Here is a 13,842-nt window from a genome sequence, read left to right on the forward strand (position 1 = left end):
GGCTCACCGGCGGGCCGCCAGGTCGGCGCGGGCCCGCTGCGACTGCCAGGTCCTCAACGCGTCCTTGATCCGCTCGGTCTCCCGGCGGCTGCTGCCGAGCGCCGCGTAGACCTGGGCCAGGTCGGCGGCGACCCGGTCGAGGAACTCGACGACCTCCACGGCGTCCACCCCGCGCCGGCCGCGCGGGGTGAACCGGCGCTCGCGGACCTGCCAGGGCTTCAGCGGTACGTAGTTGGCCGCCCGGTACGCGGACGGCTTCGGCGGCTCGACCCGACGCCACCAACGGATAAACGCACGCACGACAGCCAACCCTTCACCAATGAGAGATCAGACCGGCAATAAATGGACGGTGGGAATTCCACGGTCATCGCCTTTGTCAGAGCCATCTTGTAAGGTCAGGGGCGCTGTCGCAATGCATGTCAGACCATACTGTTCAATGATTTCTCAGCAACATTCCGGTGTTGCAGAACGGCCGGCGAGATGTTGCAAAACTCAACGGAGAGGAGGCCGGATGGCTGAGGACATGGGCTCGACGGTGCCCCGACGCCGGCTCGGCAGGACACTGCGTGACCTGCGCACCGAGGCGGGGATAACCCTGGACGCCGCCGCCGAGGCGCTGGAGTGCAGTCGTCAGAAGGTGTGGCGGATCGAGAGCGGGCTGGGCTCGGTGCGCGGCGTCGACGTCCGCGCGATGTGCGAGCTGTACGGAGTGGCGGCCGAGCTGGCCGGTGCGCTGACCGCCCTCGCCGGTGAGACCAGGGCGAAGGGATGGTGGCACGCCTACGGCGACGCCATCCCCGACTGGTTCGAGCTGTACGTCGGCCTCGAATCAGCCGCCTGCCGCATTCGGCGATACGACGAAGCCTTGGTCCCGGGTTTGTTGCAGACTCGCGGCTACGCGAATGCCGTTTACCAGCACCGTTCCGAGGTGACCGGTGAGGAACGAGACCGCCTGGTTCAGGTGCGGCTACAACGACAGTCCCTGTTGAGCCGCCGGCTGCCCGCAGCACCGGCGATGGACGTGATCCTCTCGGAGGGTGCGCTCCTCCGGATCGTCGGAGACCGACCCACGATGGCCGAGCAACTGCGTCACCTCCTCGACCTTGGCGAGCGAGAGACAGTGAGCATCCGGGTTCTGCCGCTGTCGGTCGGCCTTCACCGAGGCGTTGAGGCGGGCACCTTCGTCATGTTGGAGTTCCCGATCGGCAACCGGTCGACGCCAGAGCCGCCAGTGATCTACAGCGAGTCGTGGACCGGAGCGCTCTACCTCGATCGCCCGGAGGAGTTCGCCGCCTACGAGAAGGTCTGGACAAGCCTGGATCAGCTAGCTCTTGATGAAGGACAATCGAGGCACTTGATCAATAAGATCATCGGGGAGGTCCACCATGATTGATCTGAGCAGCGCGCGCTGGCGCAAGAGCACCCGCAGCGGCAGCAACGGCGGCGACTGCGTCGAGGTCGCCGACAACCTGCCCGGCGTCATCGCCGTACGCGACAGCAAGGACCCGGAAGGGCCGGTCCTCACCTTCTCCCCCGCAGCCTGGGCGGTCTTCACCGACGCCATGCACCGCTGACGACGCCACACAGCGCAGCAGACGCCGCCCCTTGCCATCGACCCAGTGCAGTTCAGCGCGCCAGTCAGCGCTGTGCGATGTCTTCGCCGGGCGAGATGTCTTCGCCGAACGAGATGCCTCCGTGGACGTCAGCAGGCTTGCGCCACAAGGCCGCTGATGTCACCGGAGATGGCAAGGCTTTCGCTACGCTGAGCACTACTTTCCTCACGAAGGGCAGCGACTGGACGTCTGCTGCGAAGGAGGTCACGGTGAAGCTGACCAAGCTCTACAAGGACGTCGGGTCGGGGGGCAACGGGCTGGAGAACGTCCTTCCTGGTGAGGGCGCGGTGCGGATCGCTGCCGAGGTGGTGCTCGGCGCGGTCGAGCGCTACCGCGAGCCCGGGCAGCGGTGAGCGAGGGTTGACCCGATCGTTCACGTCGCTGGATGACGCCGAGTTCAACCAACTGTTCCGCGACTTCCGCTACACCGCCTACCGGCTGGAGACGCTTCAGCGGTACGACGTGTCGTACGAGCAGGACGAGTTCGCCCGGTTCCTGGCCGGCGAGACCCGTGGGAAGTTTCCCGGGATCGCGGCCTGGTGCGACACCGTTCGGGCAGCGGTGTCGGCGGGCAAGCGGATGCACCGGGTCCATGTCGTCGCCGAGCCGCTGTCGGACTACGTCCGGTTCGAATGCGGCTGGGCCTATGAACACACGGTCGAGGCGGGCGAGGACGTCCGCCTCATCGTGGTCTCCGGTGATGACTGGCCGGCCGCGTTGCCGCACTACGACTACTGGTTGTTCGACTCCTCGCAGCTCGTGGCCATGTACTACGACGATGAGGGACGGTTCGTCTCCGGCGAGTTGATCAGCGAGCCGGAGAAGATCGTGCAGGCCAACCTGTGGCGTGATGCCGCCGCCTCGGCGTCGATCCCCTATCGGACGTACGCCGACCACCTCCGATCGACGTCCTCTTAGGTCCGCAGCCCGCGATCGAGGAGGAGGCAACGTGCACACAACGCGCAATGACCGCTGCTTACACCGGGCTGAGCAGGCTCGCACGTTCCCGCACTTCACGGGGTGTCTCCGACACTCGGCGGCCGGTCACAGGGTGACGACGGCGTCCTCAGCGAGGGTGAACAGGCCGGCGTCGAGCGTGATCGTCGTGAGCTTGGTGCCCTTCGGCACGTCGAAATAGACGTTCGCGGTCACCGAGTTGCCCGGGTTGATCTTGTCGAGAAAACCCTGTCCGTCGCTGTTGCCATAGAGCCCGGCCTCCCCGTCGACCTCGTACTCCCGGCCGCTGGCATCCTGCGCGGTGATGCTACCGTCGGCATGGAAATTCTGGGCATGCTTCGTCACGTTCTTGACGGTCACGCCGACCTTGCAGAACACGCCCTGCGCCTTGGTGTTGAGGAACTCGTCCCCGACCCGGGAGATCCCACACTTCACGCTCTTGACGGTGAACTCGAAATCGCCGCCGCGCACCTTGTCGCCGATGCCAGGATTCTTCGGCTTCGCCGGCGGTGGCGCCGCGGTCGTCTTCGCCGGCACGGGCGCCGCGGTGCTCGTCGCCGGTGCTGCCTCACTCGTGGCCGGTGCTGCCGCGCTCGCAGTGGGGGTGCTCGCCTGGGCAACGGAGGTGTCGCGGCTGGCAGAGACGCCCTCGGCTTTCTTGTCGCCGGTGGCCAGACCAAGTGCTATCGGCCCGCCGCAGCACAGCACCACGACGGCACCGACGCCGATGAGTGTGGGTACCAGCCAGGCGGGGCGCTTCTTCGCGACAGGTGGCGGGAACTGGCCGGCGGGCGGCGCGAACTGACCCGGAGGCGGGGGCGGGAACTGACCGGCAGGCAGTTGGGTGAACTGGGCGGTCGGGTGCATCGGCTGCTGGCCGGGGAGCTGATTCTGGGCAGGGTCGTGGGGATTTGTCATTGGCGATCTCCCGAGTCTTGATGCGGCTGTTGCCGCCTACCGAGCACAAGGCTTTACACGTTGCCATGGTTCGTCTGAGAAAATAGTCATCCGGCCGGCTTGACCCACATCGCCCGCTCAGCTCAACAAATACCCGAATTCATGACCCGACCTCGGGCATTGAGTCGCTCACCGGGCCACGCATTGGATCGCGGCGGAAACAGCGGCTCACCAACACAAATCTGTCAGCAATTCGTCAGACAGCTTCCATTCGGCACGACTGGGTGTCGCGCCCTGCGCGGGCCAGATCAGCCGTTCGCGTGCGCCGCAAGGGTCGCGCGGTCGGCACCGAGCTGAGCAAGCTCGGCATCGACGAGGTCGGTGAAGAACTGGGCGGGTGAGCCCGGGAAGTCGGATCGCTCGTCGGCGTACCACTGGTGCAGCCACGGTTCCAGTTCGGCGATGCCGGCCAGCAGCGGCAGCAGCCGATCCGCCGGCCAGGCCGCCTGGAGCCGCCGGTCCAGGTAGACGGTCGCCAGCGCCTGGGCCTGCGCGAGGTGGTCCCATCCGGCCCAGCCGAGCAACTCCGTCCCGTCGTTGTCCCGGCCCGCCTTCGGGTACGAGACGAACCGCTCCTTCGGCACGTCGAGCTTGCCCCGTGCCCGCCAGTACGACGGCTTGGCGAAGTCGGCCGAGGTGTACTTCGGCGGAACCTTGATGTCCACGTCCTCGCCCGCGTCCTCCAGCCGCTGCTGCATCCAGGTCCGCTCCCACTGCGCCCGCTTACGCAGCCCGGACGGCTTGTAACGGTGGATGGGAAGGTAGGGCACGTGCTCGTCGGCGACCAGCTTGGCGAGCGTCTTCGTCAGGTCGTAGTCGTCGCGGCCGACCCACAGCTCCAGCACCGACCGGAAGTCCTCGTCGTGGCGGACCTTGTCGGCGAGCTGCGCCACCGACTGCGGCGTCGGCCGGTCGCCCCACAGCTCGGGCGCCTCCAGTCGGTCGAGCAGCCAGTCCCGCAACGCCTTGGCCTGCATGACGTCCCAGCCATCGGTGGCCCACCGCCGCTTGCACTCCGGCCGCTCGATCAACGCGATGTGGCGATCCGACTCGATGACCTCAATCCGCCGCCGCACCAGCGCCCGGTACTCGTCCGACCAGTGCGCCGGCAGCTCCGTGATCGGCGTCGACCCATGCCGCGCGAACCACTGCGTCTCCACCTCACCGGCGGCCATCTTCCGCGCCAGCACGATCTCGAACGCCCGCTCCCCCAGCTTGATCTCCGGCGTATCCGCGCAGTTCAGGTCATCCTTCAGCAACCCGTAGAGCCGGTAGACCTCCCAGTCCAACTCCTCCTGTACCGCGATCATCCGGGCCCGCGTCAGGTCGTAGTCGTGATGCGCCGCGCGCAGCCGCTCGCGCGTCGGCACCCCGGACTCCGCGACCGCCGCCGGGGTCAGGCCCGCGAGCCGCTGCGCCAGCGAGTCGAGCACCCGCGCCCGCCCCACCGGGTACGCCTCCGGCAACGGAAACTCCTGAAGCTTCGTACCGGTGAACTCGTAGTGGTTCTTCCAGTCCTCGCTGCCAAGTGCCGCATACCCGGCCGCGACGCGCGCACCTCCGCCCTCGCCCTTGTTGTGGCTGACCTGCTTGAGCCAGAAGCAGGCGGTCGAACTGTTCAGCACCCCGAGCAGCCGCAGGTGATCGCCCTCCGTCGCCCCCTCCGGCAACTTGATCACCGGAGCTGACCGATTGAAGACCTTGCCACCCCGATCCAGCACAAAGTGGTTGTGCGTCGCCACGAAGGCAAAGGCAATTGACAGCGCCGTTTGATAGGCCGAAGCAGTGTGCTGGTGGTACTCCCACCAGCACAGAGCGGCATCGGCCATGCTGCCCTGAAAGGTCCGCCTTGCTGCCAGCATTGGCCGCCAGGGCCACAACTCGACGGAGAGCCCGTTTTCGTCAAGGGACGCGTCGTAGGGGTACCAGATCACGTCCTCGGGAGACGAGTCCCAGTCCCGCACAACCTCACCGATCAGCAGCGGACGCAACGCATCAGGATTGGCCGAAGTTCTGAGCTTCCGGCCGAGCGGTCGCATGAAGGCTTCGTCCGACCCTGCTCTGATGGCACGTCCCACGGGCAAGTCGATGACCCGCGCCATCTTGATCGAGTCTGCCTCCAACTCAGCGAGCAGATCACCTGCTCCGCCTCCGCTGAGGCTCCACGGATGCGCGGTGAGCTGGTTACGGCGAAGGCTGACGACGGTAACCCATTCAGACGGTGCCGCCGGATCATCTACGCCTGCCTTGATGGCTGACCACACCAGCCCCGTAGCGGGATCCTCCGGCTGCGATGGCTCCCCCCGGACGCTGAGAACAGCCAGGATCCTCTCGGAGCGCCGGCGATCCTTCGCTCTTCCGATGAGAATGACAGTCGGTGTGCCGTGACCTGGGATGTAAGCCCCTGAGGTGTCGATGACCTCAGTCAGTTCGACCTGACCGGCGAAGTAGTCCTCGATCAGCTTCTTGCCGAACTCGCGCTTCATGAAAGCGTTGCCGGTGATCTGGCCGACGTGGCCCGCCCCGTCGCCGTGCTCGTCGGAGCGCCTGGCCAGGTCGAAGAAGCGCTTGGCGAACGGCACCGTCAACGCGTACTGCCGGTGGCAGACGTCGGGGTAGATGTCGCGGTAGAGCTTGTTGCGGGCCGAGTCCGCCACCGTGATGTACGGCGGGTTGCCGACCACCACCGTGTACTGCCCCTCGCGCAGATAGTCGGCGAGCACGTCGGCGTCCTCCGTCGCGTACGCGAAGGCGTCCCCGCCCTCCAGCTCGGCGATCAGATCCCCCTGGTGGCGCGACTTGCGCCCCCACTGCAGCAGCGAGTCGCCGGTCGCCACCCGCACCGGCCAGGCCGGCGTGCGCTCCAGTGACGTCAGCCCGCACTGGTTCATCGCCGCGATCAGCAGCCGGAACCGGGCGATGGCCACCGCGAACGGGTTGATGTCCACCCCGGTCACCTGCCCGAGCGCCCGCTCGACCAGCACCCGGATGTCGGTGGCCGGTTCGCGCGACCTCCACAGACCCACCAACCGATCGAACGCCCCGAGCAGGAAGTGCCCCGAGCCGCAGGTCGGGTCGATGACCGACGTCTCCGGCAGGCCGAACTCCTTCACCGCCGGCTCGAACGTGCGGTCGAGGATGAACTCCTCCACGAAGTCCGGCGTCTGCAGCAGGGCGTACGTCTTCTTCGCGTGGGTCGACAGGTCCTGGTAGAGGTCGCCGAGGAAGCGGGTGTTCAGATCCTCGACCCGCAGCGACACCAGGCCCGGCCCGCGCCGGAAGAACTCCGACAGCCGCTCGGCCGCCTCGCCGGAGATGTCGAACCGCCACACCGGGTTGTGCTCGTCGAAGATCTTCCCGGTGGCCCTGAGGGTCCGCAGGTGACCGAACGCCTCCCGAAGCCACTCCCGGTCGTTGTGCCGGGGGTTGTCGATCAGGTGCTGCTGGCGTTCCTGCACTGCCCGCTCGACCGGCGCCGCCGGCTCCGGCCCGCCGATCCAGAGCCCCTCGACCAGCCCGTTGTCCTCGCAGAAGCGCACGAACACACACCCCAGCACCCAGGCCACCGCCGCCTGGTCGAGGACGTCCTCCAGCCAGGTCTCGAAGGTCCCCGCCGTCCGCCGCGCCTCGGTCGCCCTGGTGTGTTCCTTCTCCAGCGACGACTCCAGCTCGGAGTCCCGGGCGACCTGCCCGCGCAGGTCGTCGGTGAGGGCGGTGACCTGGGCCTGCAGCGCCTTGAGGGGGATCATCGGGAGGCGTTCCTCTTCTCCGGGGCGGGGGCGTTGCTCCACTCCTCGGGCAGCCACATCGACTGGCTGGCCGGGGAGGTGAGCGGGAGTTGCCGGCCGTCGACCAGCACCGGTTCGGTGCGGCGCACCGGCACCAGCAGCAGCCGGGCGGCGGGGCGGGGTCGGGTCGGGTCGGCCAGCTCCTGGACCAGCCGGAGCTGCTGATAGCGGGCCAGCGGCGCGGCCTCGGTGATCAGCACCGGCCGGTCGGTCTCGGCGAGCCTCCGCTCGATCGCGGGCACCACCTCATGCTGGAACAGCTCCATGAGGGACCGGAAGTCGGCGTCCGTCGGGGTGCCCGTGTCGGCGGCGACGATCACCTCCCAGGGGAAACTGAGCGCCCGCAGCCGTTCCAGCATGATCGACGTGACGTCGACCTCGGTGAGTTCGTACCGGTCGAGCAGCGCCCGGCGGGCCCGGGCGGGCCGCCGGATCGAGGTGAGCGCCACCAGGAAACCGCGCCGGTCGATGACGTCGGCGAGCCGCCTGCTGGTGCGCGCGGCGGCGTCGGGCTCCAGGATCGGGCCGATCGTGCTCAGCGCGCGGGTCCCGGTGACCGAGGAGGTGTGCGTCGGCGGGGCGTACCGCTCCCGGACCCCGTCCCAGAACAGCGGGATCTGCCGCAGCAGGTCGTCGAGCTGCGGACGTGGCGGCAACGGCTCGGCGCGGGGGAACCGGGCGCGCACTCTGGCGCGTACCGTCTCAGGGTCGAGCTTCTGGCCGACCAGCGCGCCCGCGGCGAGGCGCAGCGCGCGCTCGGCGGCCATCCCCGCCGGATAGAGCTGGCCCTGCGCGTTGACGGCTGCCTCGCCGCCGCTGCCGGCCGCGGCGAGTTGCAGCAGCCGGGCGTCGCTCAGCGGCGGCATACCCGCCGGCGGCGGTTCCAGCGCCCGCAGCTCCTCCACCGCCCGGGCGCGGGTGGGCAGCGGGTCCGCGCCGGCCAGCGCGGCGGCGCGGCGGCCGAGCCGGGTCACGTACCCGAGCAGGTCGTCGGCCGTGCGCTCGGTGGCCGGATCGTCGGGCTCGCGGCCGATGAGCACGGTGTCGCTACCGCGCAGCCGTTGCCGGGCCAGCCGGGCGTCGCCACCCCGGGCCAGCTCCGTCTCGACTGCGGCCCGGACCAGGCCGATCGCCTGGGCGGTGCGCTTCGGCTCGGCGGTGTAGGAGCCGCGGGCGGCGATCAGCGCCTCGGCGACCTCTTCGGCGGAGGCCACCCCACCGCGGCCGTCGAGCAGCGCGACGATCTCGTCGCGGACCAGGCCGAGGGCCGGGTTCGGCTGCCAGTCCCGGGTGACAACGCGCCCGAGCAGACGGGAGACGTCCGGCTGGTGCTTGCCGGTCACCCGGGCCACGTCCGCCTGGGACGGCCAGCGCAGGTGGTTACCGTCCCCGTCGGCGGCCTGGCCGAGCAGCACCTGCACCGCCGTGCGGTGCCAGGCGGTGCGGCCGGTACCCGGGGGCAGCAGGGTGACGCAGAGCGCCTCCACCCCCTGGGCGTACGGAAGGGCGGTCGCCGGCTCGGGCTCGGCGTCGAGCAGGTCGCGCAGCTCCCGGGTGCGGGCCAGGATCTCCTTGCGGGTGGCGTCCGGCACGCCCCGGGCGCGGGTCAGCGCGGACGGCTCGGCGGTCAGCAGCTCGCCGACCGTGGTGATGCCGAGCCGCTCCAGCGCCGAACGGGCCCGCGCGGTCAGCTCGGTGGCCTCCAGCGGCGAGGCCCGGCCCAGCGGAGCGACCGCGGCGGTGTCGTCGGTGGCCGCCGCCGGCTCGGGGATCTCCCGGAACACCGCGCGCCAGGCGTCGGTCATCTCGTCGAGGGTGTCGAACCGGTCGCCGGTGTCGCGGGCGAGAGCCTTGGCGAAGAACGCGACGAGCCGATCGGCGACCGACTGGTCGAAGGCGGCCGGGTCGAGGGTGACCTCGTCGGGGACGGTCGCCGGGTTCGCCCCGTCACCCCACCGCGGCAGCGTGCCGGTGGCCATCTCGTAGAGGGTGACGGCGGCCGCGAAGCGCTCGGCGGCGGCGTCGAAACGTGGCCTGCTCGGCGTGCCGAGGAACGGGTCGAGATAGCCGGTGGTGCCGGCGGAGAGCTGGTCGGCGGGCACCCCGGCCAGGGAGAAATCGAAGATGCACAGGTGCGGCTGCTTGTCCTTCGGCCGGGGGCGGGAGGCCAGGTTGGCGGGCTTGATGTCCCGGTGCCACACCCCCTGGCCGTCGAGGAAGGCGACGATCTCCAGCAGGTCCCGGCCGTAGCGCTCCAGCAGGTCCAGCGCCAGCCGGCCGCCGCGCAGATCCTCGGCGAGAGTGCGCTCGCCGGCGTTCTCCAGCAGCAGAGCGGTGCGGTTGCCCACCTTGATCGGGCCCTGCACCAGGGCGGCCACCCGGGAATCCCGCAGCTTGTCGACGGCGTGGGCCTCGGCGGCGAACCGGTCGGCGTACTGCTCGTCCCGGGCCACCTTGAGCACCAGCTTGTTACGTCCGTCGGACGGCTCCTGAGCGACGGCGAGGGCGACGGCGGTGGCGCCGCTGCCCATGTTGCCCAGCACCGTGAGCCCGCCGTCGAGCACGTCGCCCCGGTGTGCCCGCAGTGGGTCGACCACCGGCTCGGGCTCCGGGGCGGTCAGCTGCTCCCAGACCAGGTCGATCCAGGTGAGGAAATCGCCCACCCGCTTCATCCGCTGCGCCGGATCCCCCCGGGTCGCATCGTAGACGGCCGAGACGAGCGCGTCCGGCATGCCGTCGGCGACCGCGTCGAGGTGCAGGCCGCCGTCGGCGACGGCCGCGAGCAACTCCTCGGCGGACGTCGCCGGTTCGAGCCCGGCGAAGATCCGGTACGCCAGCGCGCCGAGGGAGAAGATGTCGAGCTGGTGGCCCGGCAGCTCCTCCAGGGCCGCCGCCTCGGGAGCCTGGTAGCGGCGGACCACGTCGTCGAAGAACAACTCCAGGCTGGCCGGATCGGTCGGGGAGCCGAGCGTGGTGAGCCGGGTGCCGGGCAGCCGGCCGCCGGTCTGCCAGTCGGTCACCACGAGACTCGGACGGGCGCTGTCCGGGTCGCAGACGAAGACGGCGCGGGGGTTCAGCGAGCGGTGCGACAGTCGACGGGAGTGGGCGTGATCGACGATCTCGGCGAGATCCTGCACGAGCTGGAGGCGTTGGGCCAACTGCAGACGGCCGTCCCGCTCGGTGAGCCACTGGTCGAGGCGCACCCACTCGGGCCGATGGTCGAAGACGACCGCCGGCCCCCAGGGGTGCTCGACCAGGTCGAGGGCGCGGGCGATGCCGGGATGGTGGATGCCCTGCAACAGCCGGAACTCGCGCTCCGCCGCAAGCTTGATCTTCGGTACGTCCTCCTCGGTCGCCCGGCTGGTCAGATAGAACCGGACCCGGCGCAGCAACTCGGCGCCGACCGTGTGGTCGGCAAGGAAGTCCTGCCAGCCCCTGCCCTCAGCGAACGGCCGCTGGTGCAGCGCGAGCTGGTTGACCCGGCGGTCGGCGACCGAGGGGCGGATCCGCGCCCCCCGGACCAGTTCGACGATCTGCCGCCCCCGGACCGCGTCGACGTGGTGCCGGGCCTCCACCGGCTGGGCAAGCAGCATGTCCCTGAGACTGGGCAGCTTCGCGGCGGCGTTGCCGTCCAGACCGTAGACGTGCTGGCGGCCGATCTCGTCCAGCTCGCAGCGCAGATCGCGGGCGTGCAGGAAGACCGCCGCGTGGACGTACGGGACCTTCGCGCCGGGCGGGGCGTACTGCTGGATGACACTGCGCAGCCGCTTCGCCTTGCGGTTGGCCAGGATCAGCGGGCTGTCGACCACCTGGGTGCGGCCGTTGGGCTTGCGCCGCCGCCACTGCTGGCCATCGCCGGAGAGCCGACCCTGCCAGTGCTTGAGCTCCAACACGTAGAGTCCGCTGCGGGCGAGCACCAGCGCGTCGACCTCGTTGATCGAGCCGTCGGTGCCGACGAACTCCACATTCGCCCAGACATGGTAGGGCTCTGCGTCGGGCAGGTAGCCAGCCAGTTCGCGCAGACCCTCCTGCTCGTGCTGGTAGGCGCTCGGATTGATCTGCTCCCAGCGCGGTGAGCCCTCACGCATGCCGTGCCTCGCGCCCCCGCGCCGTCATGACGTTTACTCCCACCTATTCAGCTGTTTTGGGAACTCGTGGACGGTACCGGCCATGGAGTGCCTTCATGGTCGGAAATCTGACACTTACACTATTGACCGCCGTGCGGCCGAACGCCGCCGGGACGCACAGCGCCCGCGTCCTGCCCGGAAGGTTGATCCTCTGTGGAGGATCGCGGCGGGTTGGTGGGCGCGACCCGCGTCACGCCGGAGGCCACGGCGTCGCCCAGCGCCCGCGGGGGAGGAACCAGCCCGGCCAGGAACTCCTGTGTCTCCTGGTCCACCGAATAGATCATGGTGCCCCGCATGCCCCGGGTGAGCAGCACCTTGTAAGCGTTGCGGATGAGCCGCTCCGCATTGTCCGCGGGAACCTGTCGCCGCCTGTCGAAGATGGCGCTGTCGTAGGACTCGGACGGCCGGCAGACCAGCTTCCCGTCGCGGGCCACCAGATCCGGGCCGAGGATGACACCCGACCAGTCGTACTCGAAGCCCTGCGCCGTGTAGATGCAACCGACCTGCTCGAAACCGCTCGATTCGGTGGCCCAGTAGGAACCGGCCGGGATCCCCCGGGGCGGATACTCGCTCTTGGCGTTCCACGGCTTTGACCACGAGCCGATCCTGACGTCGGGCACAAGCTGGCCGCCTCGAGGCTTCTCCGTCCAGGGCCAGCAGAAGCCGGCAGAGATCCGCGCCGAAGCGCCACCGTCGTGCGCCCGCCGCAGCCGTGCCTCCAACTGCTGCGGCGAATCGGCGAGCGCCAGCCGGAAGTTGTCGTCACCAGCCCAGACGTACGGACGGGAGCCGGCAAGGCCCAGCAGGTGGCGCACCCACCGCTCGTACCGGGGGCTGCCGCCGCAGCGGAACTGCGCGCCCAGGTGGACGAAGTCGACCTCCAGGTCAAGCCGCTCCGCCATCCCCCGGATCATGGCGACGCTACCCACCTCGTTGGGCCGGACCACCTGGTCGTCGTCGAGCAGGAAGACGGGCACCTTCGCCACCTCGATGAGTTCCTGCACCTGCGGCTTCCTCCCACGCAGCTCGCCCCGGGTCGACCGGTTGCGGATCCGGTGCGCCTCGTCGCAGATCAGCACGTCGAGGCTGTCCGCCGACTCGTTCATGAAGTCCATGAAGTAGTGGAACATCGGGGCGGTCCGCTGCCGTGGGTCGCCGGGTCGGCTTCTGGCGTACCGCTGCACCGTTTTCTTGAACGCCTTGGAGCCCGTGGCGTGAGCGACCTGACGACTCTCCCCCGCCAACTTCTCCATCAGGGTCAACGCGATGGCGCTCTTGCCGCTGCCCGGTCCGCCGGAGACCAGTACCACCCGCTTACGTCTGCCCTGCTCCGCCCAGCGAACGCCCCGCATCACCAACTCGTACGCCAGGCGCTGCTCGTCCAGCAGGACGAGATGCCGACGGCTCGCCATCTCCTCGGCGGTCACTGCCAGGAGTTGCTTGCTGGGGCGAGCGGGCGCCGTCAGGAGCCGCTGTGCAACTGCCGTGTCCCGCCACGGAGCAAAACGATTCTTCAGATAGTCGCGCAGTGGCGCGACGCGGTCCCGGGTGAAGAGCATGCGTCGACAGTCCAGGTCCTCGGCACCCTCGGCAGGCAGCGCGGGAATCCACCGACTGTCCGCGTTGTGGAGGTACACGAGTCCGTGTACGGAGTCCGGCCACTCCCACAGCACGGGCAGGCAGTCTGTCAGGTAGGTGCAGTAGGTCTGCACCTGCAAGGAGGGATGCAACTGGGGGTCGGTCATCCCCGGCACCCGCACCAGCTTCTCCACCTCGTCATAGACGTTCGCGGTGCTCCACTGCTTGAGTTCCACGACGAGGTAGGCCGGACGCCGGGATAGCGGCTCCACGCCCGCGAGGATCACGTCGATCCGCCGGCTGCTGCGGGGTAGCTGGCACTCCACGAGAGCATCGAGATCCGCTAGACCCGCGTCGACGAGTACCTCGGCCAACGCGGGGAGGCTGTGCCGCCAGGATGATCGCTCGCTGTCCGACACCCGGAACCCCGCGCCGGCCAGGTGGGCACCTACCCGCTCGGCCAGCTGTCCCGTCCCGGCCAGATCCAGGATCTGCTGGGGAGTGGTCTGGAATGCGAGCAAGTGATGAACCCCCGGGCACGAAGATCTCGTGCGGTGGGGGCATGTCCTTGCGGGAAGCCCGTCGGTCCGCTGAACCGACGGTCACTGTAGCGACACCGTGCGGCTACCGCTACCCGGGCTCCTGCTCGAAACGGGCCACCGAGTCCCTCCACAATCCGATCTCGGCCAAGGTCGGCGTCGGCGGCGTCCTGCGCCGAGCGCCGGGAACTGGGTTGAGAAAATCAGTCACCGGCTACGACCGGGGTGCCCGGTCACCGATCCTCGCGAGGTCTCCACCGGGGAGCGCCGGGCCGAGTCCGCC

Annotated in this window: 9 protein-coding genes; 4 read left to right on the forward strand and 5 right to left on the reverse strand. The window is 69.3% G+C overall.

Annotated elements, in window-relative coordinates:
- Positions 1-3 precede the first annotated feature (3 nt).
- A complete protein-coding gene (locus ACFY3U_RS01750; protein WP_387193166.1) occupies positions 4-300 on the reverse strand; it encodes a DivIVA domain-containing protein in 297 nt (98 codons plus the stop codon).
- 211 nt (positions 301-511) lie between these two features.
- On the opposite strand from ACFY3U_RS01750, the gene ACFY3U_RS01755 reads away from it, so the two are divergent.
- The 4 genes from ACFY3U_RS01755 to ACFY3U_RS01770 all read left to right on the forward strand — a co-directional run bounded on the left by ACFY3U_RS01755 (position 512) and on the right by ACFY3U_RS01770 (position 2,531).
- The gene (locus ACFY3U_RS01755) at positions 512-1,393 is read left to right on the forward strand and encodes a helix-turn-helix domain-containing protein (protein ID WP_387193169.1); all 882 of its coding nucleotides are present in this window, start codon (positions 512-514) and stop codon (positions 1,391-1,393) included.
- A complete protein-coding gene (locus tag ACFY3U_RS01760; RefSeq protein ID WP_387194115.1) occupies positions 1,389-1,574 on the forward strand; it encodes a DUF397 domain-containing protein in 186 nt (61 codons plus the stop codon). Before ACFY3U_RS01755 ends, ACFY3U_RS01760 begins: the two co-directional genes overlap by 5 nt.
- Before the next feature lie 248 nt (positions 1,575-1,822).
- Entirely contained in the window at positions 1,823-1,966 is a 144-nt protein-coding gene (locus ACFY3U_RS01765) for a hypothetical protein (protein WP_387193172.1), read from the forward strand.
- A gap of 7 nt (positions 1,967-1,973) precedes the next feature.
- Entirely contained in the window at positions 1,974-2,531 is a 558-nt protein-coding gene (locus tag ACFY3U_RS01770; protein ID WP_387193175.1) for a DUF6879 family protein, read from the forward strand.
- Between the two features lie 126 nt (positions 2,532-2,657).
- Here ACFY3U_RS01770 and ACFY3U_RS01775 read toward each other — a convergent pair whose 3' ends face one another.
- The 4 genes from ACFY3U_RS01775 to ACFY3U_RS01790 form a co-directional block, all read right to left on the reverse strand.
- Positions 2,658-3,488, reverse strand: a complete 831-nt coding sequence (locus ACFY3U_RS01775) for a DUF4352 domain-containing protein (protein WP_387193177.1) — start codon at positions 3,486-3,488, stop codon at positions 2,658-2,660.
- 287 nt (positions 3,489-3,775) lie between these two features.
- Entirely contained in the window at positions 3,776-7,276 is a 3,501-nt protein-coding gene (pglX, locus tag ACFY3U_RS01780) for a BREX-2 system adenine-specific DNA-methyltransferase PglX (protein WP_387193180.1), read from the reverse strand.
- Positions 7,273-11,403, reverse strand: coding sequence for a BREX system serine/threonine kinase PglW (gene pglW / locus ACFY3U_RS01785; protein ID WP_387193184.1), 4,131 nt, complete (start codon positions 11,401-11,403; stop codon positions 7,273-7,275). The genes pglX and pglW overlap by 4 nt, the downstream gene beginning before the upstream one ends.
- A 119-nt stretch (positions 11,404-11,522) precedes the next feature.
- Positions 11,523-13,541: a DNA/RNA helicase domain-containing protein gene (locus ACFY3U_RS01790; protein WP_387193187.1), complete on the reverse strand. Its 2,019-nt coding sequence runs from the start codon at positions 13,539-13,541 to the stop codon at positions 11,523-11,525.
- Positions 13,542-13,842: the final 301 nt, after the last annotated feature.

This window comes from Micromonospora sp. NPDC000089, assembly GCF_042899365.1.
GTDB lineage: Bacteria > Actinomycetota > Actinomycetes > Mycobacteriales > Micromonosporaceae > Micromonospora.